This is a genomic window from Streptomyces dengpaensis (assembly GCF_002946835.1).
Taxonomy (GTDB): Bacteria; Actinomycetota; Actinomycetes; order Streptomycetales; family Streptomycetaceae; genus Streptomyces; species Streptomyces dengpaensis.
This window is the reverse complement of record NZ_CP026652.1, coordinates 8,381,792-8,406,196: the sequence shown is the minus strand read 5'-3', so window position 1 is coordinate 8,406,196 and position 24,405 is coordinate 8,381,792. Positions and strand designations below refer to the sequence as shown.

Sequence of the window (24,405 nt, the reverse complement as noted above, 5' to 3'; positions counted from 1 at the left end):
AGCGGTCGCGGAGGGTTACTGAAGCAGGATCATCTTGCGGAGTAGTTCGAATCCGGCTCGTCCGTAGAGCTGCCTTTTGATCTTCTTGATGCGGTTCACGGCGCCTTCGGTGCCGCCGGAACTCCATTGCAGGCTGGGTCCGGCTGTCACGGCGTCGAGGTCTCGAAGCAGGTGGAGTGCGAAGCCGGTGAGGCCGGGCAGTTGGCTTGCGTCGACGGCGTCTATCCAGGTGGGGAGCGTGGCGCCGAGGCGACCGGTGAGTATCTCGCCGAAGTCGCGGATATGTCCGGCGGCGGTGTCCAGTTCGGGGCAGCGGGCCAGGACGTCCTTCAAGGCGGCGCGGTCCTCCTCGCTCAGAGCCGTGGGATGGCGGGTGAGCCAGCCGGTCACCCGCCGCACCTTCGGCGGCGGGGGCGGCGCGTCCGGCGGGGCAGCGCGCAGGGTGGCGATGTAGGCGCGGACCATGGCGTAGCTGACGGGGGCGTGCTCGGCGAGCAGTTCGCGGTGCAGATGGGTGACGCTCGTGCATCTCGCGGTGAACCGCCGCTGCAGGGCTTGTAGGGGTCCAGTCTGCTGGGCCGGGGCCGGTTTTCGCGCAGGGTGTCCTGCCAGTGCACGGCTCGCGCATACCGCAGCACGGTGTTGAGGACCCAGCCCAGGTGTCGCGCTATCGCCCGACGCGAGTGGCCCTGCGCGAGCAGCTCGTGGACCAGGGCGTGCGCAGCCTTCTTGCGCTGGGCCCGTCGGCCGGCAGGATCCGGGCCGGGAGGGGCCGGTTCGTCTTGCGGCGTGTCAAGGGGTGACGTCTTGGGCGGCGGTGTCGGGGTGCGCAGGCACTCGCGGTGGGCGGCGACGCAGGTCTCCACGGCCCGGCCGAGGCCCTGCCACAGGTGGAACCGGTCGGCGACCTGGAGGGCATCGGGGGCGCCGAGTCGGGCCCCCTGTGCGTAGGCGCCCGCCCGGTCTCGGCAGATGACCTCCACGCCTGGGTGGGCGGCCAGCCAGGCGGTCAGCGGCCCTGCTTCGCGGGTCGGGAGCACATCGACCACACGATGGGTTTCTCCGCAGGTCAAAACGGTGGAGTAGGTGTGACCCCGGCGGATCGCGAAGTCGTCCACACCCAGCACGCGCGGCGTGCTGAACTGCGGATCCGGCAGCGCCGTGACGCTGCGCAACAAGGTCATCCGCCCTGCGTGGAGGCCAAGTTGGTCCGCCAGCCGGGCGCCGGCCCGTCCGGCGAGCGCGAGCCCGACGCGTTCCAGGATGTGGTTGAGCCGCGTGGTGAAGCGCGCGTACGGGGCGGTCAGCTGAGTGAACGGCTCGGCGAACGTGCGGCGCGGGCAGTCCTGCGCACCGCAGATGAAACGCCGGACCGTCAGCCGGATCACGACGCTCTGCTCACCGAGCGGGAGATCCTTCAACCTGCGCTGATAGGAGTCGTGCACCCGGTCCGAGAAGCGACCGCAGTCCGGACACGCCGCCCCGGCCGCCCGGCCTCTCGCCACCACATCGACCGTGCCGAAGGCGGTGGTCACCGCCTCGACGTCCACGTCGTCGATCCCGGCGAACACAAGAGAGTCCCAGAACGATGCATCGGCCTGCATGACCAGCACCGTCACCGGCCACAGCGAAGGACGGCGGGGACAGCCAGAGACCTGACGAAGCGTCACTCTTGCCTGCAAGACGGCGGGGTGTGCGCGGTCTCACGCGAACCCGAACCCTCGCAATCGAACACTGCAGTGACGCTCCGCGACCGCTCCCCAAGATCTGTGCCAGAACCCAGGACTCACCGTAAAGCCAAACGGTGCATCAACCGCTTGATGCAATGCCGCGAAGAACGTCAAAACGGCCGCCGGACGGGCGGTGACAGCCTGCGGAGCGCCGGTAAGACCAGGACTCGTCCCGGCACAGCGCGAAGAAACAGGAAGCCACGGATTCCCGCCCGAACCCTGTGCCGCGTAGCGGCACAGCAACGGACGAGAAGGCCAGAATCCTCGGGCTTCAGCCCGAGGAGCAAGTCAAGAGAAGACCGCCCCCGGGTGGCGTTCACCACCGCCCCGACGGCCTGCCGGACTCACCGGCGCGGCGATCGCCCTGCTGGATGCGAAGGGGACGATGGCCGGATGGACCCAGGCCGCCCAGCGGCCGGCCGGCTGCTCGGCCGCAGAAGTGGTGGGCCGCTCCGCCGCCGCCTGCCGGCGGCAGCCGGGACCCGCGCGAAGGGCCTCGGCGTTCTCGGCGCGAAGCAGTGCCCCTCCCACCGGTTCGGCTTCACCACACTCCGCCACCGCGACGGCCGCGGCATCGGCGTACACCTGTGGGTGCGGTCGCTGTACGGACAGGACGGCCGGTGGGCGGTGTCGGCGGCCGAGGTGGCCGCGCTCTCCTCGTGGGCGACCGGCGGATCAGGGGCGCTGCGCCTGCCGGACCGCCTGCCCGTCGGTGTCGGGGTGCGCGACGCCCGGCTGCGCTGCGCCCAGCATGACGATGTCCGTGGCGGGCACTTCGTGACCGTCGTCGTCGAGGAAACCGACGTGGACGGGCCGGTTCGTGGAGCGCATCCGCCGGAGCGCGGAAGGGCCCGAAGGGCGCGGTCGGTGGCGGTCGCCCCACTGCTGGAGCGCAACCAGCACCACCCGCAGGTCGTGCCCGGCCGCCGTCAGGTGGTAGCTCTGCCGCGGCCTGCTGCCCGGGTCCTGGTAGGTCTGCGTGTCCAGCACGCCCGCCTCGACCAGCAGCTTGAGCCGAGCGCTGAGCAGGTTGGAGGCGATACCGAGGGACGACTGGATCTCGGCGAATTTGTGCTTGCCGGCGAAAACCTCCCGGAGCACGAGCAGGGACCAGCGCTCGCCGAGAATCTGCAGGCTCCGCTCGATGGAGCAGGCCGGCTCGTCATCCGCGAGACCTGACAACTGCCTTCCGACGGACACTGCCCACCTCCCACATGATGCCGGGCTCCGCATGTCCCAGCTGCTGCACTGCCGTACCGACAGTACACCGGCTGAGTTTTCTCTTGCAATTCAGGTACGACCGACCCAGCCTCTAGCTTGCATATCTAAAGTTAGCTGTTAGTGTCGAACCAGCGGGCAACGCCGCCCGCACCCCAGCCGCTCGGAAACGCCTGGCGGACGGGCAGTGGCGGTCACGCCGACCGCGGCGAAAACGCCGACGATGCCCCTCCGGGCCCCACCCGGCGGCGGACCGGCCACTCACCGAGAGCCCGCCTGCACAAGGCGTGCGCGTCGCAAAGGAAGCACGATGGATATCGCAGGATCAGTGGCGCTCGTGACGGGCGCCAATCGCGGCATCGGCCGCGCATTCGCCCGCGCACTGATCGACCACGGCGCCGCCAAGGTCTACGCCGGCGCCCGCGACCCGGCGAGCGTGGTCGACAAGGACGTCATCCCGCTGCGCCTGGACGTCGCAGACGAACAGGACGTCGCCGCGGCCGCGGCCGCGGCGACAGACGTCTCCATCGTCATCAACAATGCGGGAATCAGCGGCGACACCACCCAGCTTATGGAGGGCACCTTCGACGGTGCGCGCCAGGCGATGGACGTCAACTACTTCGGCACCTGGGCCGTCTCGCGGGCCTTCGCCCCGGTCCTGGCCCGCAACGGCGGCGGAGCACTGGTCAACATGCTGTCGCTGGCATCCTGGGCGAGCCGTCCGCGCTTCCCCGGCTACGCGGCCTCCAAGGCCGCACAGTGGTCACTGACGGACGCCTTGCGACAGGCCCTGCACCCACAGGGAACCCTGGTGGTAGGGGTGCATGCCGGCTTCGTGGACACCGACCTCAGCGCATGGACGGACTCGTCGAAGATCAGCGCCGCCACTGTGGCCGAGCTGACCATGGAAGCCCTGGCCGGGGACCGGCTCGAAGTCCTCGCCGACGAGGGAACCCGGCGCGTCAAGGCCGCACTGTCGCAGCCGGCGAGCACCCAACGCGTCTTCTGACCCCTCGCACCGCCCGACGGCCGGCCTCCGGCCCCCGTCGATGACGCCCCGCCCCCGCCGAAGCGGAATCCGGGCCCGCCACCCCGAGGCATCACACCGACCCAAGCACCCAGTGGCATCTGACTTGCAACTTTAAATTCAGTATCTAGTAGGGATGACATGACTGAATCGGCAGCGACTGTGCGCATCATCCAAGAGACCCCCGCCTACTGGCGGGCCGTGTTCGACAACCCGCCCCTGAACGTGGTCGACCACACCGTGTTCGAAGGGCTGCAGGACCTGCTCGCACGGATGGACGCCAGCCCGGACCTCCGCGTCGTCGTGTTCGAGAGCGCGGACCCCGACTTCTACCTCGCCCACTTCGACATGTCCGGCAGATCGGGAAGCATCGCCAAGGCCGCAGGCCCTACCGGCCTGACCACCCCCACGGACACGTTCGTCCGCCTCACCAAGTCCCCCGTGGTGAGCATCGCCAAGATCCGCGGCCGCGTGCGCGGCGTGGGCAGCGAATTCGCCCTCGCCTGCGACATGCGCTTCGCCTCCCGCGAAAACGCGGTCCTCGGCCAGCCCGAGGTCGGCGCGGGGGTCATCCCCGGAGGCGGTGGCACGGAGCGCCTCCCCCTGCTGACCGGCCGGGGCCGCGCGCTGGAAATCATCCTCGGCGCGGACGACTTCGACGGCGACACCGCCGAACGCTACGGCTGGGTCAACCGGTCCCTTCCGGACAGCGACTTGGACGGCTTCGTCGACACGCTCGCACGGCGCCTCGCCTCCTTCGACCGGCGCCCGATCGAAACAGCGAAGAACCTGGTCAACCAAGTCTCCCTGCCACCCGTCGACAGGCTCCTCGACGGCCGTGGTGCCTTCGCGGCCACCCTTGCCTGGCCCGAAACCCAGCAGCGCGTGGCCACCCTGTTCAAACGCGGGATGCAGCAGGAAGGGGACCTGGAGAACCGATTCGGCGCACACCTCGCCACCCTGCTCGACGACCAAGCCTGACCACCGGCACCGGCTCCAATCGGCAGCGACACCCTCAAGGGCTGCCTCACCGGCACCGGACTCATGACAACAACGATGCAAGTCCGCATGGGGCGGCGCTCCGGGAGGTCATCCGGCCTGCCGGAGAGTTGCTCGTGGCCGACTGAGCTTCCGTCGCCTCCCCGCCGGGGAGCGCGTGTCCATCGCTCAGCCCCGCAGCCCAGCCGCACCGTGTGGATGCACGCACTGATCGGCGCCGCCGACAGCCGGGCGAGGTCCGGCACCTGATGGCCTCCGTCATTGAGTTGTGAGAAAGACCCGTAGCTCAAGCAGCCGTCGCCCTCACCGCCGCCACCCCCCACAAGAACGCGGTCGGCCCCAGCACCGACGAGCCGTCGCCGCCGCCCACCCTCCACGAGTCGAACCCGCGTGTGCAGCATCGCCCGTCCGGTTGCCGGACCGGCGCCCGCCACCCGATCCCGGGCGGCGCACTCACACGCACACAGGCATCCGGAAAACCTCATCCCGGGGGACACAGAAGGAAAAGACCGATGGACAGTTCTACACAAACAGCGATCACCCCAGATCAGACGGCTTTCCAGACGGCCGGTGCGGCGATAGCCCTGCTGGATGCGAAAGGAACGGTGGTCGGGTGGACGCAGGCTGCCCAGCGGCTGGTCGGCTACTCGGCCGCAGAAGTGGTGGGCCGCTCCGCCGCCCTGCTGACGACTGCTGAAGACCGGGCCAAAGCAGCAGCCCTGGCGGCGAGCCGTGCCCCCTCCCGCTGGTCCGGCTTCACCACAGTCCGTCACCGCGACGGCCACCGGATCAACGTGCGCCTGTGGGTGCAGACGCTGTCCGGACAAGACGGCCGGGCCCGGTGGATCGTGTCGGCGACCGACAAGGCCACGCTTGACTCACGGCCTGCGGACGGATCGCCGGTGCAGTCCCTTCCAACTGCGCTGCACATCCCCAGCAACCTGCCGGTAGGCGTCGTGATACGCGACACCCAGCTACGCTGCACCTGGGTGAACGACACCCAGGGCGTCCAGGACGGCATCCCCCTCGAACAGCGGCTGGGGCGCAGGCTCACGGAGGCGGCGCCCGGCACAGAGGCCGAAACGCTCGAGGCGCTGATGCGCCAGGTACTTCAGAGCGGCGTCCCGGTGATCAACGTGGAGTTCCGGGCCTTCGCTCCTCCGCATGTGCGCCATGAACCCACGTTCTCGGCCTCCTTCTTCCGCCTCGACGACGCACAGGGCCGTGCGCTGGGCGTGTGCGTCGTGAGTGTGGATGTCACCGACAGCAGGCGTGCGCGGGAGCATCTGGCGATCCTGGGCGAGGCCAGCAAGCGGATCGGAACCACCCTGGACGTCATGCGGACCGGGCAGGAACTCGCCGACCTCGCCGTGCCGCTCCTTGCAGACTTCGCCACCGTCGACCTGACGGAGTCTGTCCCGCTCTGCGAGGAGGCCCCGGCGCGCCTCAGCCCCCAGGACGGACGCGTCCCCGCCTTTTGCCGCGCGGGCCTTGCCTCCATCCACCCGGGGGCCCCGGAGTCCCTGTTCGCGCGGGGAGAGCCGGTGTTCGTCCCTCCGGCGTCGCCCTTCGCCAGCGTCCTGCAATCGGGAGAGTCCCATTTCGAGCCGCTGCTGGACACCTCCCCCGGCACGTGGCTGAACCACCACGACGCAGCCCGGGCGAAAAAGATCCGTGATCACATGATGCACTCGTTGATGGTCGTCCCGATCCGCGCACGGGGCGCCGTGCTGGGCGTGGCGATGTTCGTGCGGACGCAGGATCGTCTGTCGTTCGACGAGGACGACCTGCTCCTGGCCGAGGAACTCGTCAGCTGGGCCGCCCTGTCCTTGGACAACGCCCGCCAGTACGCGCGCGAACGCTCCACAGCCCTGGCCCTGCAGCGCCACCTGCTCCCCCACCACGCAACGGGCGGATCCGCCGCGGACGTGGCCTGGCGCTACCTGCCCGCCGACAGCCACCACGGCGTCGGAGGCGACTGGTTCGATGTGATCCCACTGTCCGGCGCCCGAGTGGCCCTGGTCGTCGGCGACGTGGTCGGACACGGCATCACCGCCGCCGCCACCATGGGCAGGCTCCGCACCGCCGTACGCACACTGGCGGACATGGACATGCCTCCCGACGAACTACTGACCCACCTCGACGAGTTGGTCATCCGTCTCGCCGAGGCGGATTCCGACCCCGGGGACCCGGCCCCCGCGACGATGGCCGCCACGTGTCTGTACGCCGTCTACGACCCGGTCACCCGGCAGTGCACCATGGCGCGGGCCGGCCATCCCCCGCCCGCGATCATCGACCCACACCGCGGCGTCACCTTCCCCGACCTGCCCACCGGAGCCCCGCTCGGCGTCGGCCTGGTCCCCTTCGAGTCCGTCACCCTGGAACTTCCCGAAGAAAGCGTGCTCGCCCTCTACACCGACGGCCTCATCGAAGCCCGCGACCACGACATCGGCACCGGCATGGACCGCCTCGCCACCGCCCTGACACGACCCGACCTCCCACTGGAAGACCTCTGCTCATCCGCGGTGGACACACTGCCCACCAACGCACCCCATGACGACGTCACCCTGCTCCTCGCCCGCACCCACGCACTCGGCCCGAACCAGGTCGCCTCCTGGGAGTTCCCCGCCGAGCCCTCCGTCGTCAGCAGCGCACGCTCCCTCACCACCACCCAGCTGGCCCTGTGGGGACTGGACGAACAAGCCGACTCCACCGAGCTGATCATCAGCGAACTGGTCACCAACGCCATCCGCCACGGCAACGGCAACGGCAACGGCTGGATCCGACTACGCCTGATCCGCCACCAGACCCTCACCTGCGAAGTCCACGACACCAGCAACACCACCCCACGCCGCCGCCACCCCCACACCGCCGACGAAAACGGCCGCGGCCTACTCCTCGTCGACCGACTCAGCCGCAAATGGGGCACCCGAAACACCCCGGACGGCAAACTCATCTGGGCCGAACAGCAACTGACACCCAGCCCATAACACCAACCCCCCAAGCACACACGCGCCAAAGACCCACAACAAACCCACGGACGGCGTAGGTGACTCCGTCGGCGGCGCCCGGGGCTGCGTTCTTAAGCCAGTCGACGAACGCGGCGGCGGCGTCGGTCGGCTGACCGTTGTAGGAGGCGGCGGCGATCACCACGGGCCGGTCGGTGGGCAGGCCCCCGGCGTACGCGTCGAGCGGGGCGATGGCGGTGTCGCAGCCGAGTTCGGCGGCGGCGTCGCCGAGCCGGGCGGCGACGTCGCGGCAGGTGCCGTAGTGGCTTGAACGCGTGCGGGGAGCGTGCCGCTTTGGCCTCCGGGGAGAAGCGGAAGGGATCGAAGGCCTCCGGGTTGTCGCCCCACGCCGGGTCGCGGTGCAGCATCGGGGTGATGATGCGGACGCCCTGACCGGCGCGCAGCGCGATCCGTCCACCGAGAACGGTGTCCTGGCAGGCCTGCCGCCCGAAGCCGGGTGCCGCCGGCCACAGCCGCAGCGTCTCGTTGAGCACCTGACGGGTCAGCCGCAGGCGGCCCACGTCTTCGAAGGTGGGCTCCGGATCAGGGGTGTCCCCCCACAGCTCGTCCACCTCCCGCTGCACCAGCCGCAAGGCCACCGGGTGCTTGGCCAGATGGTAGAGAGCGAAGGCCAAGGTGCCGCAAGTGGTCTCGTGCCCGGCGATGAGGAAGGTGATCACCTGGTGGCGGATGTTCTCCCGGTCCAGGGTGGTGCCATCGGACGGGTGGACCGCGTTGCCTTCCGCGACGCCGATCCGGCCGAGGGCCTTTGGCGCCGGGCACACAGCGACACCGTCGCTCGATGATGTCGGCGAGTCCGACTCGGCGGCGACGGTCAGGAAGCGTGTTGGTGCGATGGGTCGAGCAGGAAAACGCCGACTGGTCCCAATTTCCCGCGCTTACCGACAAAGTGACCACGGTCGCAGAGGTGTTCGCCCAGCACCGCCCCGAAGCCGAGCGCACCGTCGAACACGAAGCCGTCGAAGTGCTGCGCGAGTTCCTCGCCAGCTTCCCCGACCCGTCCCAGAAACGAATGCTGTACACCCTCCTGGCCGCCGGCATGGACAGCGCTCAGCGACCACACCACGCCGCGAAAGCACAGGCCCTGTTCAACGAGCATGTCGCGGCAGATCCGGTGGGTAAACCGTGAGGAGCGCAGCGGACATCCGTCCGCTGGGCGAGGGCACGGTGGTTCGGTGAGCACGTCCATGCTGCGATGGCTGCTCTCGTCACGGACGAGCTGGCGTGCATGGCGGCTGACACGGACCAGCAACGGCAACGTCTCTTTCGACACGGCGTGGCGGCGTACCCGGCTCGAGCGGCACCCCGATGACATGCCGTATCAGCAACACGGCCATCTCCCGGCCGACGGCGGAGTCGACGACCCCACCGCGCGACAGTGGTGAGCCCCCAGGACTCCCGGCATCCGCGGTACCGGCCCGCACCGCCGAGGCGCGGCGACGAGCGGTCATGCACGGATGCGTCAGACGCCCGAAAGGTCCCGGCGGAGAAACTCGGCGGTGTGAGAGCCGGTGGCCTTCAGGAGTTCGGCCGGGGTTCCCTCGAACAGGATCCTCCCACCGCCACTGCCGCCCTCTGGGCCGAGGTCGATGATCCAGTCGGCGCTCTTGACGATATCGAGGTTGTGCTCGATGACGATCACGGTGTTGCCCTGGTCGACGATGCGCTCGACGATGCCGAGGAGGCGCTGGGTGTCGGACATGTGCAGTCCGGTGGTGGGCTCGTCCATCAAGTAGACGCTGCCGACGCGGTGCAGGTCGGCCGCGAGCTTGAGGCGCTGGCACTCGCCGCCGGACAGGGTGCTGAGCGGCTGGCCAAGACCCACGTAGTCCAGGCCCACCTCGTTCAGTGCGTGCAGTATCTGGCGGAGCTTGGGCTCAGTGAAGAAGTCCGCCGCCTCGGCCGCCGTCATTGCCAGTACGTCGCTGATCGACCGGCCGCGCAGCCGGTAGCCGAGGACATCGTCGGAGAAGCGACGGCCCTGGCAGACCTCGCAAACGGACTTCAGCGTCTCCATGAACGCGAGGTCGGTGTAGAGCACACCGAGCCCTTGGCAGTTCGGGCAGGCGCCCTTGGAGTTCGCGCTGAACAGCGACGCACTGACCCTGTTGGCCTTGGCGAACAGCTTGCGGATCGGGTCCAGCAGCCCGGTGTAGGTGGCGGTGTTGGACCGCCGACTGCCCGTCACCGAGGACTGGTCGATCACGATCGCGTCTGGATGTCGGCTCAGGAACTCGTCGTTGACCAGAGAACTCTTCCCCGATCCGGCCACTCCGGTGACCACGGTCAGGACGCCGGTAGGGAAGTCGACCGTGACGTCACTGAGGTTGTGGCTATTCGCGTCGGTGACGGTGAGCGCCCCGGTTGGGCGGCGGGGCTCGGCCTTCACTGGTAGGCGGTGCCGAAGGTGGCGGCCGGTAAGGGTGTCGGCCTCGACAAGGCCGGTGAAACTCCCCTCGAAGACCACTTCGCCACCCAGCGTCCCGGCCTTCGGGCCCATGTCGACCACATGGTCTGCGATGGCCACGATGTCCGGGTCGTGCTCAACCACCAGCACCGTGTTGCCCTTGTCCCGCAGTTCGAGCAGGAGTTCCTTGAGCCGGTGCACGTCGCGTGCGTGCAGACCAACGCTCGGTTCGTCGAAGACGTACAGCATCTCCGTCAGACTGCTGGACAGATGGCGGACCATCTTGATCCGCTGCGACTCTCCGCCCGAAAGCGTTCGAGTCTCCCGGTCCAGGCTCAGGTAACCGAGACCGATGTCGACCAGGTGCCGAAGACGGGAGACCAGGTCGTCCAGGACCGGTTTCACGTGGGGCATGACTGATACGAAAATCCACCCCCTTCGCAGCTCAGGCCGTGTCTGCTGATTGGAGGACCACTTGGTAGCCCAGTTCGTTGAGTTGGCCGACCAGGCGTCGGGTCTTGCGGGCGCGGCCGTCACTGCCGAGGCGTTCAAGGAAGTAGTCGGGGCCGAGGTCGTGGTAGACGACATCGTGGGTGAGCATGTGCCAGGCCGAGACCAGGATCGAGTGCCCGACGGCGACCAGCGCCCGCTTCTTGCCCCGTCGGGCGGCGATGCGTTTGAAGCGGGAGGCGAGGTAGGTGCCTTTGGACCGGCCCGCGCTGGAGGCTGCCTGGCCGAGGACTGCTTTGAGGTAGCGGTCGCCGTGGCGGGTCCGGCCGGACATGCGCCTGCCACCGGACTCGTTGTTGCCGGGGCAGACCCCCGCCCACGAGGCCAGGTGACCGGCGCTGGGGAAGCGGGACATGTCCGCGCCGATCTCCGCCAGGATCACCTCGGCGGCTCGGGTCCCGACGCCGGGGACAGTGACCAGCAGGTCGATCAGCTGCCGAAACGAGCGGCCGTCGGGGGCCTCATGCTGTTCCAGCCGCTGGGCGATCTCGGTGCTGATCCGCTCCTCAGTCGCGTTCGCAGCGTCGATGCGGTCCAGCATGGTGCGCACGACGAAGGCGTGGTGGTCGGTGAACCGGCCGGTGAGGGCCTCGGTCAGGACCGGTATCTTGCCGCGCATCGGGCCGAGCGCCAGTGCGGACAGCACCCGTGGGTCGCGCTCGCCGGCGATCAGGGCCTCCAGCATCGCCCGGGCAGACTTGCCCAGCATGTCCGAGACCACCACGGACAGCTTGATCCCCGCGTCCTCCAGGAACTTTTCCAGCCGCTGGGCCTCGCGGGTGCGCTCCTGGACCACATCGGTGCGGTAGCGGGTCAGGTCACGCAGTTGCCGGATCGGCTCGGGCGGCACGAAGCTGGGCCGGACCAGGCCGTGCTCGACCAGCTCGCACAGCCACTCGGCGTCCTTGACATCGGTCTTGCGGCCGGGGACGGCCTTGATGTGGCGGGCGTTGAGCAGCCAGCACTCGACGTCGTGCTCCAGGACGTAGAAGATCGGCTTCCAGTAGTCGCCGGTGGCCTCCATGCCTACCACGGTGATGCCCTCGGACAGCAGCCAGTCCCGCATCGCCAGCAGGTCGCGGGTCATCGTGGTGAACGTCCGGGTCTCCTTGCGCCGGCGACGACCCTGGCCCGGCACCCGGATGCAGACCTTTGCATCCGCCTTGCTGATGTCGACGGCGGCGCACCGCTCGTGAACGACCTCCATGCCTCATCCCCCTCCGCGTGCCGAACTCCCGCTGACGGCGGGGACGTCCAGCGGGAGCCCAGCAGGCTGAAGAGTCTGATACACGTGCGCGAGGCAACAGTTCCGAGTGCCTGTCGAAGGGGATCCCAGCGTCCTACTAACCCGCGGGCTCGGAACACGCCAAGTCCAGACGACGTCAGCCGGACGCCCCCACCCAGATTTTCACCCCGTCGGGGTGTGCCCGTCAGGGCTTCGGATTACTAACCCCGCCAGGACCACACCCAGGCGTTCGGCCTCCATAGAGGTGAGGTCCGCGATGTTGTGGCCGGCGATCCGGCTGGCACGGGCGGCGGGCGCGAGGCGGGTGCCTGCGCAGTCTGGGCAGGGAGCCGAGCATACAAACCGTTGGAAGACCTGGCGGTTGCGCTCGGACATGTCCTCCTTCTTGATGTAGAGCCTGGTGAACTTGGCTGCCAGACCCTCGTACTTGACGTTCAGTGTGTTGCCCTGCCAGACCAGCCGGAGCTTCTGTGGCATCTCTCCGCGCAGCAGCAGACTCCACTCTTGCTCGGTGAAGTCAGCCAACGGCTTGTCGTTGTCGAAGAAGCCGGACTTCACGTAACTCAGCCAGTACCAGCTGTCTGTGGAGAAGTCGGGGTGCAGCAGCGCGCCCTGGTTGAGGGATTTGGTGCGGTCGACGAATACGTCGAGGTCGAGTTCCACGACCCTGCCCAGGCCCTCACAGGTCGGGCACATGCCTTGGGGGTCGTTGAACGAGAAGGCGCTGGGCGGCAGGCCGACGGGGTCACCTGCGCGTGAGAACAGCAGCCGCAGCAGCGGGTTGATGTCCGTGATGGTGCCCACTGTGGAGCGTGGGTTGCCGCCCAGGCGTTTCTGGTCGATGACGACCGCGGCGGAGATGTCCTCGATGGCGTCCATGTCCGGACGGCCATGGTCAGGCAGGAAATTGCGGACGAAGGCGGTGAAGGTCTCGTTGAGCTGGCGCTGAGCCTCGGCAGCGATGGTGTCGAACACCAGGGAGGACTTGCCCGAGCCGGAGACGCCCGTGAAGACCGTCAGGCTCCGTTTCGGGATCTGCACCGAGACGTTCTTGAGGTTGTTCTCCCGCGCACCGGTCACCTTGATGGCGTCGGTACTCACATGTGCTCCTCGGATGGTACGGGTGAGGCTCTCCGGAGAGCCCCGGTCGTGGTCAGGCAGGGAGATGCCGCTGTCAGGCATTCTCCTTCTGGAAAGTCCGCGTGCCCCATAGAAGGGCCAACCCGGCCATGGACAACAGGACGAGGGATCCCGTCAGCAGTCCCGTCGAGCTCAAGTCCCCCCGGAACGCGGCACGTTCGGCGTCGACCACGTGAGTCAGAGGGTTGATCCGAGCCAGGTTGTAGAGCCAACCGGGGGCCAGTTGCTCGGTGACCGGCAGCAGCACACCGGACAGCAGGAGCAATGGCAGGAGCACGGCGTTCATCAGCGAGGGAAACACGGCCTCGCTCTTGAGGACCATCGCCAGTGCGTACGATCCCGAGGACAGCGTGATGGCCAGCACCGCAGCGATCGCGAGGCTCAGCAGCATGCCGAACGCCGGCGCGTTCAGGTCGAAGACGAGCAGCGTCACGAGCACGATCAGCGCAGACTGCGCGGTGGCTTGAACGGCCTGGGCCAGGACCTTGCCGAACAGCAGTGCGGACCTGCTGGCCGGGGTGCCGCGAAAGCGGTCGACCACGCCGACCCGGTACTCGGTGAGCAGCCCGACCCCGGCGAACGAGCCACTGAACAGTGCCGTCTGCACGATGAGCGCCGGCGTGAGCACAGCCCAGGCGTTGCCGGACGGGAAGCCGGGGGTGTGGTCGACCACCGTCACCATGAGCGGTCCGAAGAGGAACAGATACAACAACGGCTGCATGATCCCGATGATCAGCCAGGTGGGATTGCGCAGGCACAGCTTCATGTCCCTGAGGAAGATCAGCCAGGTGTCACGCAGCATGAGTGGCCTCCATGGCCGGGGTCGCCGCCTCGCCGTCGCGCAGGGAGCGCCCCGTCAGGCTGAGGAACACGTCGTCGAGGGTGGGCCGGTTCACCTTGACCGAGGTCATGGTGATCCGATGACTGTCCAGGGCGCGCAGCAGGTCGGCCAGGACGGCGTCACCACGGGAAACCCTGAACCGCACGGTGTCAGCAACGACAGTCACCTCGTGCGCGCCGGGCAGTCGGCGTGCCACTTCGGCGGCCTCGGCGGCCTGGTCGGCGACGTCGACTGTGATCGAATCACCTGCAACGCGGGCCTTGAGCTCATCCGGGGTCCCTTCGGCGACGATCGTGCCGTCGTCCGTCACCAGGATCCGGTCGCAGAGGGCATCGGCCTCGTCGAGGTAATGGGTGGTGAGGAAGACGGTCATGCCCTGCTCGGCGCGCATCCGGCGGACGTGGTCCCACAGGTTGGCCCGGCTCTGCGGATCCAGTCCCGAGGTGGGCTCGTCCAGGAACACCAGCTCGGGCTCGTGCACCAGCCCGAGCACAATGTCGAGCCGACGTCGCTGGCCGCCGGAGAGCGTCTTGGCAGGGCGCTGGTCCAGGCCAGAAAGGTCGAGCCGCTCCGCCAGTAACGTCCCGCGCCGCCTGGCCTCGGCCCGCGACAGGCCGTAGAGCCGGGCTTGCAGCTCGATCTCCTCTGCGACCTTGGACTCCGGCCAGGTGGAACCGCCCTGCGCCACATAACCGATCCTGCGCCGAACCCCCTGTGGGTCCGTCAGCAGATCGCAGCCGGCCACAGTGCCCGAGCCGCGGGTGGGTCGCAGCAAGGTGGTCAGCATCCGCAGGGTTGTGGTCTTGCCAGCCCCGTTAGGGCCGAGGAACCCGACCAGTTCCCCGGCAGCCACGTCGAAGTCGATGCCCTTCACCGCGTCGACGGTCCGCCCGCGTAGGGCGAACTGCCGGGCGAGACCTCGCACTGTGATCATGAGATCCTTCTTTCGTGTCTACCGCTTTTCGGTCGAGTCACGGAGGGGCCCAGCCGAGTGCTGGGCCCCTCCGCGTGGTTCATTCCGGACGGCCGTCGGCGGCGGCCTGAAACTCCGCGAGCCGCTCCTGCGCCTCGGCCATGTCCTCCGTGGTCGGCGCGTCGTCCTGGGTCAGCTTGAACCGCCAGTACCCGCTGAAGTCGATCGACCGCTTATCCAGCCCTCGGTCGTTGACCAGATGACGGCGGAGCGCCCGGACGGCGCCTGACTCGCCGGCCAGCCAAGCGAACGGGCGGCCAGGGAGAAACTCGGCGTTGCGTACCGCGTCGATCAGCATGTCGCTCTGGCCGGCCGGAGTTCCCTCGCGGTACAGCCAGTTAACGGTGGTGTTCCCGACGGTCTCGAAGTTCTGCCGCTCGGCGGCGTCGGCGACTTCGATGAAGGCCAGGGCATGGGCTCCCTCGGGCAGGGCCTCCAGCAGGGTGCCGATGGCAGGCAACGCGGTCTCGTCGCCGGCGAGGAGGAGCCATTCGGAGTTCGCGATCGAGTCCGTCAGGGAGACAGGCGCGGAGTAGATCGCCGACGGGCCGACCATGCCCAGCTGACTACCGGGTCGGGCGGAACCGGCCCAGCTGGTAGCGGGGCCGGTGTCCCCGTGCAGAACGAAGTCGATTTCGACTGTGTTCGTGCCCGGTCGGCGTCGGCGGATGGTGAAGCTGCGCATCCACGGCCGTTCGCTCTCCGGAATGGCCAGAAATGCCTGGTACCAGCTCGTCGCGTCGTCTCCCTGTTCCGGCAGGACGGGCAGTCGCTGACCTGACCGCGGGAAGCAGAGCTTGACCTGCTGGTCCGGCGCGTGGCCGACGGAGTCGTCGATTTGGTCGGCGTCGAACGTCACTCGGGCCATGCGCGGTGTGACGTGTGTGATGTCGGTGACCTGGATGAATGAAACAGGGAGCTCTGCCATCGAAAACCTTCCAAGAGTGCCGGGCATCCCAAGGACGGACCGCGTCCGCCTGATATCCTTACAGCGTAAGGAGATGCCTGGGCGAGGTTACTTTATGCAGTAAGGAGTTGCAAGGTGGTTGTTTTTGCCGGACAGGGTGATGCCCGCCGCTCGATGGATCTGCTCTGGCGCTCAGCCGATTCCGGGGGCACCAGAGCCGCACCCGGGCCCAAGCCGGGACTCGACGTCGACACAATCGTGGCCGCGGGCATCGCGGTCGCCGAAGAGCAAGGGATGGCAGCCCTGTCGATGCGGGCGGTGGGGGCCTGTCTAGGACGGACCGCCATGGCGCTCTACACCTACGTGCCTAGCAAGAGTGAACTGGTCGACCTCATGCACGACCAGGTCCTGGCCGAGTTGCCCACCGAGTACGACACCGGCGCGGGATGGCGCGTGGCGATCACCGCCTGGGCGGACGACACATGGGCGTTCTACCTGCGACACCCATGGGTGCTGCAGGTCTCCCAAGCCAGGCCGGTACTCGGGCCCGGTGAATACACGCAACTGGAGACGGTGGTGCGGACCCTCGGTGGAATCGACCTGGAACCGTTGAAGATCCGCCGGGCTATCGCCGTGCTGTTCCAGTTCATCCGGGGCATGGCCCGGGTTGCCGCGGAGCACCGGCAGGCCGCGCCGGAGACCGGGGTGTCCGACGAGGAATGGTGGGCGGTGCGCACCACCCTGCTCACAGAGGTGGCGCCAGACTTCGCCGAGCGCTTCCCAGCGCTGGCGGCGCTGGAAACGCACGCGACCGCTGCCGCCGTCGATGTCGCAGAGGAGGAGTCGGGTGACGTCGTACCGTATTTGGAGCGGGAGGCCAAGGAAGCATTCCGGGTTGGCTTGGAATTGATCCTTGATGGCATCGATGCAGCCGAGCGATCTAACTTCGGCAGCCCGACCCACGCGACCCCGTCCGCACCATAACGGCCCGGACGTGTGGGGTTGCCCAGGGGTTTCGAAACCACCGACGCGCGAGCGTGTCAACCGTGGGCGCCTTTACGGCCGAACCGGTCACAACCCGTCCGGAAATGATCATTGACGATACATCGATCGGTGATCTACGGTTTTTTGGGCTGATGACCTTTCACGGTCCTCGGCCGCTGACCGACTGGTACCAGATTTGGCAATGGCTCAATTCCAGGGGGAAAGCTCGTGCAGCAAATCGCCAAGTACCGCCAGCGTGACAGTCATTTAGCAGTTGACCGCAGACCAGGCGACGCGGCCGCTCGCCGCGGAAGCAATAACCAGGGGCGGATCCTGACCACGCGGGTCGGCCTGAAGATCCCGGCCATCCTGCCGTACGACCGGTGGGAGAAGGCCGGACTACACATCTTCCAGATCGCCGACTCATCCGCCTGGTGTCTGGGCGACTGGCTCGTGTACGGCCAGGAGCGATACGCCGACCGCTACCGGACCGGAGTGCAGGCCGCCGGGCTCGACTACCAAACACTGCGCAATTACGCCTGGGTGGCGCGGCACTTCGAGCTCGGGCGACGGCGCGAGAACCTGAGCTTCGGCCACCATGCCGAGGTTGCCTCCCTCCCTCCCGCGCAGGCGGACACGTGGCTCGACCGCGCGGAGCAGCACGGCTGGTCCAGGAACCGGCTCAGACTCCAGCTACGGGAGAGCCGTCAAGGTAATCGGGCGGCCCCGCTCGCACGGGTCAGTCTGCCCAGGATCAGCGTGCCCGTCGATCGCGTGGAGCGCTGGCGCGATGCCGCGTCGAAGGTCGAAGGGGACTTCGAGGAATGGATACTCGTGGCACTTGACCGCGCCGCCGCGCACGAACTCGGTGACTGACGAACCCTGCCCGCCCGACCACCGGAGACGGCCTTTCATGCAGATCCGCATCGACCATCACACATGCATAGGGTCCGGGCAGTGCGTTCTGACGGCGCCCGGCGTGTTCACTCAGGACGACGACGGGTACTCGGAGTTGGTGCCCGGAGGGGCTGCGACAGCGGCGCGGCAGCAGGTGCAGGAGGCAGCGCTGTCCTGCCCGGTGCAGGCCATCGCCTTGGGGAACGGGCCGCCCGGCGACTGAGCGTCCTTCCGGTCCGTCTCCAAGACGCTCGCAGACAGGGGCCGCCCGACGTCGGGCGGCCCCTGTCTGCGAGCACGGTCAGGGCCGAAGCCGAAGCCGAAGCGAGTTCAGTCGCCAGCTGCCCGGCAGCACGGCTCGGTCCAGCTCCGCGCCACCGTCTGCGAGCGCCATGTCCGGGTAGTACTCCAGTAATTTGGCGAAGGCCGCCTCGCCTTCCTGCCGGGCCAGCGTGGCACCCAGGCAGTAGTGAATGCCGTGGCCGAAGCCGACATGGTTCTCGGCCTGCCCGTCCTGCTGACGCGTGATGTCCAGGCGTTCCGGGTCGGTGTAGTGGCGTGGGTCGAAGTTGGCCGACACCAGCACCAGTTGGACCGCGTCACCGCGCGCGATGGGCGTGCCGGCGAGCTCCAGGTCCTCGGTGGCGTAGCGCAGCCGCGCCACGTGCACCGACCCGCACCAGCGCATCAACTCGTGCACCGCGCGCGGCAGCAGCACCGGGTCCTTGCGTAGCAACACCAGCTGGTCGGGATGGGTGAGCAGTGCGGCGGTGCCATTGCCAATCAGATGCGCGCTCGTCTCGTGGCCGGCCAGCACCAGCGTGAGGATCATGGTGACCATCTCGATGTCGCTGAGCCGTCCGCCGTCGTCGTCCTGAGCCCGGATCAGCTCGCTCAGCAAATCGTCCCTGAGCGCGGCGCGACGCCGCTCGATCAGTTCGTGGCAGTAGTCGATCATCACAGGGAAGGAGTGCTGCAGTCGTTCAGGCCGCATCGACACCAGGTCGCCGCCCCACTCCCGCCACCGGTCGAGGTCGGCCGCCGGAATCCCGACGAGCTCGCAGATCACCGTGATCGACAGCGGATATGCAAAGTGCTCCAGGAGATCGACCGCCCCGTCCTCCTCCCGGTGGGGCAGTTCTGCCAGCAGCCGGTCGGCGATCCGCTCGATGTCCGGCCGCAGATCGAGGATCCGGCGGGCCGCGAACGCCCGGGTCACCAGACGGCGCAGCCTTGGGTGGTCCGGCGGGTCGCTGTCCAGGATGGAGCCGAGCAGATAGCCCCGCAGATGCCCGGGGACCTTGAGGAGCTCCATCATCCCCTCGCGCGGATCCGCGCCCCCCTCGCGCGGCACGTTGGAGGGAGTGTTGACGAACCGAGGGTCGCGCAGCGCCGCGCGGACATCGTCGTAACGGGTCACGAACCACACCGGGGTGCCGTCGACGAACCTGCCTTTGACCACGGGGCCCTGTTCGCGCAGTCGGCCGTAGCCGCCGAAGGGGTCCCCGAGCAAATCCGGATCCATCATGTGCGGACCGGCGGGGCATGCGGCGCCCCCGCCAGTCAGCGAGGCGTCGTGGGAAGTGAGGGACATGGCCGACTCCGGTTCTCGCTGGGGCGTCACTTGACCGCGCTGATCACGCCATGCGGCGTCCACCGGCCGCCCGGCAGCCGCTCGGCTTTCACGAAGCCGGCCTCGGCGAACCACTCCTCGTACTGCCCCCACCGGTAGATGGTGCTGCTCGCAGCGGGCAGGGTCGCGAAATACACGTTGTCGAGGGCCGCGTACAGCGGGCCGTCGCCGCTGTCATCGGACATGGCATTGAACACCAGCGCTCGCCCGCCGTCGGGCAGGGCCGCGTGGGCCTTGCGCAGCAGGCGCACGTTCTCCTGCGGCGACCAGATCACCAACTGGTTGGCAAACAGCACGCAGTCGTGCCCCGGCGGATAGGCGTCGGCGAAGATGTCGGCCGCCCGGACGGAGATGCGGTCGGCCAGGCCGTGCTCGACGATCTTGCGGCGAGCGATCTCCACTGTGCTGGCGAGGTCGAGGACGGTGAACTCGACGCCGGGGTTCGCCTGTGCGAGGGCGATGGCGTTCACGCCGTCACCGCCGCCGACGTCGAGCACCCGGCGCACCCCGGTCAAGTCGGCCTGCTCGACCAGTACGGGGTTTGACAGCCGGGACCAGGACCGCATGCAGCGGTAGAACAGCTGCTCAAGGTCGGGGTCCGCGGACAGCCGGTGGTACAGGTCCGTGCCGGTTCCCTTGATCCGCCGCAGGCCGACGTTGGTGTTCTCGCGCAGCGACTCCGTGAAGTCCACCTCGGCGGGGCGGACGATCCGCTCCTCGTACTCGATCAGGTCCTCGATGATCTCCCAGGTCCCGTCCTCGAACTTGCCTTTCAGGACCTCGGCGTTGAGGTAACCGTCACCCTGACGGGCCGTCAGCCCCAGGGCGGTGGTGCCCAGGAGCAGGATCTGCACCGGGCGTTCCGCCAGGCCGAGTTCACGCCCGATCTCCTGCGGGGTCAGGCCTGGGTGCCGGTGGAGCAATGGGAACAGGCCCAGATTGCGGCCGGCGTTGAGCATCTGGAAGGCCGAGGAGCCGAACAGGATCTGTACCAGGCCGTCGGTGGTGAGCGGGGAGGCGTGTGCCATGGGTACTCCGTATCGGGTGGGGTGGTGAGGGTTCAGGCAAGCGATGGGCCGCGCCGGGCCGACGGTCATGTCACCCGGGCCAGATCGCCGGGGTGGGAGGCATAGGTGCGCCCGGCGGCGACCTCGCGGAGGCGGGCCAGCGCGTCCCAGACCTCGGTGAACCGGGTGTAGAGCGGGGACGGGCCGATTCGCAGCCGGTCCGGGACTCGGTAGTCGCAGACGACCTTCGCGTCAGCGGCGAGCGTCTGGCAGATCCGCCAGGCGTCGGGGTGGTACAGCGCCACATGCGAACCGCGACGCTCCGGAGTCCGCGGCGAGGCCGGCCGGAAGCCCAGCGGGGTGAGCCAGGCGTCCGCCAAGTCGTCGGCCAGCCGGCCCAGCAGCAGCCCCTTGGCCCGGATCCGCGCCACGCCCGCCTCTTCGACGAGGGCGAGAGCCGGATCGATCGCCGCCAGCGACAGCAGTGGCGGGGTGCTCACCAGGAACCGCTCGATCCCCGGCACCGGATCGTAGTCGGGCCCCATCCGGAACTGCTCCCGCTGCCCGAACCAGCCCCACACCGGCTGGCGCAGCCCGGCCTGCAGCTCGCGGCGCACAAAGAGGAAGGCAGGCGAACCCGGGCCACCGTTGAGGTACTTGTACGTGCACCCCACGGCGAGTTCCGCGCCGGTCGTGGCGAGGTCGATGGGGACGGCTCCGGCCGCGTGCGACAGGTCCCACAGGACCCGGGTGCCGACCGCGCGAGCCAGTTCGTTCACCTTCGCCATGTCCAGCAGCGCGCCACTGCGGTACGACACCAACGACAGCACCACCAGAGCGACGTCCTGGTCCAGGGCGGAGCGCAGCACGTCGAGATCGAGGCCGCCGTCGAGATCGGAGCCAAGCCGACGCAGACGCAGCCCGCGCTGGTCGGCGAGGCCCTGCATGACGTACCGGTTGGTCGGGAAGTCCTCGGCGTCCATCAGGACGGTGCCCAGCCCCGGCGCGGCGTCCAGCGCGGCACCGGCCAGCTTGTACAGGTTGACCGAGGTCGAGTCCGAGATCACCACCTCGCCTGGCCGGGCGCCGAGCACGTGCTCGGCAAGACGGTCGCCGAGCCGGGCGCCCCAGTCGATCCACCCCTGCCAGGACCGCACCAGCCCGCCGCCCCAGCCCTCCTCGACCACCTCGCGCAGCCGGTCCGAGGTGGCCGCAGGCAGCCGACCCAGCGAGTTGCCGTCCAGGTAGATCAACTCCGGATCGGTGATGACGAACCGCTCCCGGAACTCGGCCAGCGGATCGGCCGCGTCCAACTCCTCGGCCGCCGCGCGCGGGATCCCGCCCTCCATCGGCACTCCTTCTCTTTCGTGTCGTCGGCGTCTGCCGTGTCCCTGGCGTTCTCCGTCACCTGTCCGGTGGGTCAGAGCGTCGAGCGCACCGACCACAGCTCCGGGAAGAAGCGGTGCTCGCTGATCCGGGCGAGCCAGGCCACGCCCTCGGTGCCGCCGGTGCCCGGCTTGGCGCCCAACATCCGCTGCACGGTGACGAGATGCGTGTAGCGCCAGCGGGCGAACTGCTCCGCGGTGTCCATGAGTGCCTCGGCGAGCAGATGCAGGTCGTGGTGGCGCACCGGATTTCGGTACACCACCCGCCAGGCGTCCTCGACCTCCGCGCCGGTCCGGTACGGCAGTGTGGTGTCCCGGGCTGGGGAGTCATCCGGCATGAGCAGCCCGCGGCGGGCCAGCAGTGCGAGTGCCGCGTCGTACAGGCTCGGCTCGTGCAGTTGGTTCACCACTGCGTCGTAGCCGACCGTGTTCCGGTGCGGCTGCGCCATCGCCGGGTTCTTGTTGCCGAGGAGGAACTCCAGCCGCCGGTAGCCGGCCGACTGGAAGCCTGAGGCCGACCCGAGGACGTCCCGGAACTCTGCGAATTCCACAGGTGACAGCACGGAGAACGTCTCCCAGGACACCAACAGGACCTGCTGTACTCGCGCCGACCTGCGTAGTGTCCACAGTGCGTCTCCGAGCCCATCCTTGTGCAACTGGTCGCGGGCGGTGGTGAGTTCCGTGTGCAGCAGCTTGAACAGCAGCTCCTTGACCTGGCTCATGATGATGAAGCCCGGCTCGGTGTCCGCCGGGCTGAGCGGATGCTGCAGCGCCAACAGCTCGTCCATGCGCGCGTAGTGCGCGTACGGGGTGGTGCCCGGCGGGACGGCTGCGGACAGCGGACATCCGAGGCTCTGTCCGGAGCCCTGGGCGGTCTCCTCGGTGGTCATGTGGTCGTTCCTCCCAGTTCCATCTGCGCGAGGACCGCGTCGCCCAGCTCGGTGCCCCTCACCCCCAGGTCGTAGGGGAGATCGAAGTGGTCGCGCCGCTCGGCGATGACCTCCGTCACCGCCGCCCGGGGGCGCAGCGCCGTCACCATCCGCTCGTGCTGGCGGACGTACTCCTCGGTCTCGTTGCCGCCGCGGGCGGCCACCACCTGGGGCAGCCGCTCCGGCAGCAGGCCGAGCGGGCTGTTGCGACGCGCCCCGGCCTCGTCCAACCGCAGCGCCTCGTTGACGTACGACAGCCGGACCGGCTCCAGGTCGTACATGCCGCTGAGCAGCACCGCCCCGGCGATCCGGCCGGACACGTCCGGGCCGTCCGGCGGGCCGGGCAACAGGGCCATCGCGACCAGATGCGCGCCGGCCGAGGTGCCGCATAGATGGAGCCGGTTCGAGGCGAACCCGAGCCGGTCCGCGTGCCGCAGCAGCCAGTCGACGGCGCGCCGCACCATCCCCGCCATGGCGTCCAGCCCGACGTCCGGTGCCAGTCCGTACTCGACCACCGCGACCGCCGCACCGGCGGCCAGCAACGGCGGGGCCGGGAAGGCCGATTCGGCGCGGCCGAGCGCCTGCCAGTTCCCGCCGTGCACGAACACCAGCAGCGGCGGACGCCCCGGACCCGTGCCGGGAAAGTAGTCGAGCACTTCGGCCGGATGTGTGCCGTAGGCGAGACCGGTCCGCACCGGATGGTCCCGGCGGGCTGCCGCGCTCAGCCGTTCGTACTCGCGGAGGTAGGCCCCGAGGCTCGGCACGTGGGAACTCGGCGAGTACTGCCGGTCCAATGTGGCCTGATCCATTCCCCGGTACACCGCGGCACCGGTCATCGCGCACCCCCGGGCCGCGGTTCGTCGCGCATCACTCAGCCCCCCAGCCTGTGTGTGGCACAGGCCCGTTCGTACATCTCGGTCAGCAGCGGATCGATGCCGTGCGCCGAGTTGCGGTAGCGGGCCCCGAAGCGGCTCGCGTACTCCTCGAACCACTCCCGCCGGTCCGCCAGGAACAGCACGTCATGGATCGCCATCGAACGCACCGCCATCATCGGCACGGGGGCGTAGCTCACCTCGAACTCCGGGTTGCGGGCGGCCTTCTCCCGGCACTTCTCGTGGAACTGGGCGATCATCAGCCCGCGGCGCACGCTCTCGGGCTTGAGCGCGGTGTGCGCCGCGTCCAGCAGGTGCAGATGCTCGGGCGGCAGGTCCGGCAGGACGAGCAGCAGCGAGCGCAGATTCGGGTTGCCGGCCTTCCAGTCGACCTCGCTGAACTCGTCCAGGCCGCAGCGGACGATCTCGTCGATGAGGGTCTGGCTCGGGGTGGGACCCACCAGCCTGACCCGGATCTCCAGCGCACCGGCGCGCTGGGCCGGTTCGACGAACGGGCACACCGGGCCGGTGCGTCCGAGTTCGCTGTGCGGTTGGCGGATGTAGTCGCTCAGCCAGCCGCCGGCGGCCTCAAGGGCCTTGGCCAAGTCGACGGAGAGCACGTCGGTCAGCATCGTCGTCAGTCCTCGGGTGTCGGTCCTCGCAGAAAGCGG

At 68.7% G+C, this 24,405-nt stretch carries 22 protein-coding genes and 2 pseudogenes; 8 read left to right on the top strand and 16 right to left on the bottom strand.

The genetic code is table 11. The annotated features are described in order from the left end of the window. Positions 1-15 precede the first annotated feature (15 nt). The 3 genes from C4B68_RS43910 to C4B68_RS39185 form a co-directional block, all read right to left on the bottom strand. Entirely contained in the window at positions 16-390 is a 375-nt protein-coding gene (locus tag C4B68_RS43910) for a transposase (protein ID WP_240634628.1), read from the bottom strand. Further along, positions 387-1,604 (bottom strand): ISL3 family transposase, encoded by a 1,218-nt coding sequence (locus tag C4B68_RS39195; protein ID WP_240634627.1) that lies wholly within the window; start codon positions 1,602-1,604, stop codon positions 387-389. The genes C4B68_RS43910 and C4B68_RS39195 overlap by 4 nt, the downstream gene beginning before the upstream one ends. A gap of 801 nt (positions 1,605-2,405) precedes the next feature. Further along, positions 2,406-2,930 carry a winged helix-turn-helix transcriptional regulator gene (locus C4B68_RS39185; protein ID WP_240634626.1) on the bottom strand — a complete coding sequence of 175 codons (525 nt, stop codon included), beginning with the start codon at positions 2,928-2,930 and terminating at the stop codon, positions 2,406-2,408. Between the two features lie 328 nt (positions 2,931-3,258). On the opposite strand from C4B68_RS39185, the gene C4B68_RS39180 reads away from it, so the two are divergent. The 3 genes from C4B68_RS39180 (at position 3,259) to C4B68_RS39170 (ending at position 7,964) form a co-directional block, all read left to right on the top strand. After that, positions 3,259-3,957 carry an SDR family oxidoreductase gene (locus C4B68_RS39180; RefSeq protein ID WP_099506017.1) on the top strand — a complete coding sequence of 233 codons (699 nt, stop codon included), beginning with the start codon at positions 3,259-3,261 and terminating at the stop codon, positions 3,955-3,957. A 159-nt stretch (positions 3,958-4,116) separates the two neighbouring features. Beyond that, a complete protein-coding gene (locus C4B68_RS39175; RefSeq protein ID WP_099506018.1) occupies positions 4,117-4,956 on the top strand; it encodes an enoyl-CoA hydratase/isomerase family protein in 840 nt (279 codons plus the stop codon). Between the two features lie 530 nt (positions 4,957-5,486). Then, a complete protein-coding gene (locus tag C4B68_RS39170; protein WP_099506019.1) occupies positions 5,487-7,964 on the top strand; it encodes a SpoIIE family protein phosphatase in 2,478 nt (825 codons plus the stop codon). A gap of 43 nt (positions 7,965-8,007) precedes the next feature. Here the strand turns inward: C4B68_RS39170 and C4B68_RS39165 are convergent. After that, positions 8,008-8,716 (bottom strand): annotated as a pseudogene (locus C4B68_RS39165) (cytochrome P450); the annotation flags it as partial. A 116-nt stretch (positions 8,717-8,832) separates the two neighbouring features. On the opposite strand from C4B68_RS39165, the gene C4B68_RS39160 reads away from it, so the two are divergent. Then, positions 8,833-9,132, top strand: coding sequence for a hypothetical protein (locus tag C4B68_RS39160; protein ID WP_104880057.1), 300 nt, complete (start codon positions 8,833-8,835; stop codon positions 9,130-9,132). Positions 9,133-9,178: 46 nt separating this feature from the next. After that, positions 9,179-9,388, top strand: coding sequence for a hypothetical protein (locus tag C4B68_RS39155; RefSeq protein ID WP_099506021.1), 210 nt, complete (start codon positions 9,179-9,181; stop codon positions 9,386-9,388). A 77-nt stretch (positions 9,389-9,465) separates the two neighbouring features. On the opposite strand, the pseudogene C4B68_RS39150 reads toward C4B68_RS39155, so the two are convergent. From C4B68_RS39150 to C4B68_RS39125, 6 genes and pseudogenes are all read right to left on the bottom strand, one after another. Beyond that, positions 9,466-10,821: pseudogene (locus C4B68_RS39150) on the bottom strand (ATP-binding cassette domain-containing protein); the annotation flags it as partial. Between the two features lie 34 nt (positions 10,822-10,855). Beyond that, positions 10,856-12,127, bottom strand: coding sequence for an IS110 family RNA-guided transposase (locus C4B68_RS39145; RefSeq protein ID WP_099506022.1), 1,272 nt, complete (start codon positions 12,125-12,127; stop codon positions 10,856-10,858). Between the two features lie 201 nt (positions 12,128-12,328). Next, a complete protein-coding gene (locus C4B68_RS39140) occupies positions 12,329-13,267 on the bottom strand; it encodes an excinuclease ABC subunit UvrA (RefSeq protein ID WP_104880055.1) in 939 nt (312 codons plus the stop codon). 73 nt (positions 13,268-13,340) lie between these two features. After that, positions 13,341-14,108, bottom strand: a complete 768-nt coding sequence (locus C4B68_RS39135; protein ID WP_099505789.1) for an ABC transporter permease — start codon at positions 14,106-14,108, stop codon at positions 13,341-13,343. Beyond that, on the bottom strand, positions 14,098-15,081 hold the full coding sequence (locus tag C4B68_RS39130; RefSeq protein ID WP_099505790.1) for an ATP-binding cassette domain-containing protein: 984 nt from the start codon (positions 15,079-15,081) through the stop codon (positions 14,098-14,100). Before C4B68_RS39130 ends, C4B68_RS39135 begins: the two co-directional genes overlap by 11 nt. Positions 15,082-15,160: 79 nt before the next feature. Beyond that, complete coding sequence (locus tag C4B68_RS39125) at positions 15,161-16,048, bottom strand: siderophore-interacting protein (protein WP_099505791.1); 888 nt, start codon at positions 16,046-16,048, stop codon at positions 15,161-15,163. A 114-nt stretch (positions 16,049-16,162) separates the two neighbouring features. Between C4B68_RS39125 and C4B68_RS39120 the strand changes: the two genes are divergently transcribed. The 3 genes from C4B68_RS39120 to C4B68_RS44940 all read left to right on the top strand — a co-directional run bounded on the left by C4B68_RS39120 (position 16,163) and on the right by C4B68_RS44940 (position 18,131). Then, positions 16,163-17,011, top strand: coding sequence for a TetR/AcrR family transcriptional regulator (locus tag C4B68_RS39120; RefSeq protein WP_099505792.1), 849 nt, complete (start codon positions 16,163-16,165; stop codon positions 17,009-17,011). 228 nt (positions 17,012-17,239) lie between these two features. After that, positions 17,240-17,887 carry an LmbU family transcriptional regulator gene (locus C4B68_RS39115; RefSeq protein WP_276311619.1) on the top strand — a complete coding sequence of 216 codons (648 nt, stop codon included), beginning with the start codon at positions 17,240-17,242 and terminating at the stop codon, positions 17,885-17,887. Between the two features lie 37 nt (positions 17,888-17,924). Further along, the gene (locus tag C4B68_RS44940) at positions 17,925-18,131 is read left to right on the top strand and encodes a ferredoxin (protein WP_099505793.1); all 207 of its coding nucleotides are present in this window, start codon (positions 17,925-17,927) and stop codon (positions 18,129-18,131) included. Between the two features lie 78 nt (positions 18,132-18,209). On the opposite strand, the gene C4B68_RS39105 is transcribed toward C4B68_RS44940, so the two are convergent. From C4B68_RS39105 to C4B68_RS39080, 6 genes are all read right to left on the bottom strand, one after another. Next, a complete protein-coding gene (locus C4B68_RS39105) occupies positions 18,210-19,502 on the bottom strand; it encodes a cytochrome P450 family protein (RefSeq protein WP_240634625.1) in 1,293 nt (430 codons plus the stop codon). Between the two features lie 26 nt (positions 19,503-19,528). Beyond that, a complete protein-coding gene (locus tag C4B68_RS39100; protein ID WP_099505794.1) occupies positions 19,529-20,569 on the bottom strand; it encodes a methyltransferase in 1,041 nt (346 codons plus the stop codon). 65 nt (positions 20,570-20,634) lie between these two features. Further along, complete coding sequence (locus C4B68_RS39095) at positions 20,635-21,897, bottom strand: kynureninase (RefSeq protein WP_099505795.1); 1,263 nt, start codon at positions 21,895-21,897, stop codon at positions 20,635-20,637. A gap of 71 nt (positions 21,898-21,968) precedes the next feature. Next, complete coding sequence (locus C4B68_RS39090) at positions 21,969-22,823, bottom strand: tryptophan 2,3-dioxygenase (protein WP_099505796.1); 855 nt, start codon at positions 22,821-22,823, stop codon at positions 21,969-21,971. Further along, positions 22,820-23,626, bottom strand: coding sequence for an alpha/beta hydrolase (locus C4B68_RS39085; RefSeq protein WP_240634624.1), 807 nt, complete (start codon positions 23,624-23,626; stop codon positions 22,820-22,822). Before C4B68_RS39085 ends, C4B68_RS39090 begins: the two co-directional genes overlap by 4 nt. Positions 23,627-23,733: 107 nt before the next feature. Next, the gene (locus C4B68_RS39080) at positions 23,734-24,366 is read right to left on the bottom strand and encodes a DUF6875 domain-containing protein (protein WP_099505798.1); all 633 of its coding nucleotides are present in this window, start codon (positions 24,364-24,366) and stop codon (positions 23,734-23,736) included. Positions 24,367-24,405: the final 39 nt, after the last annotated feature.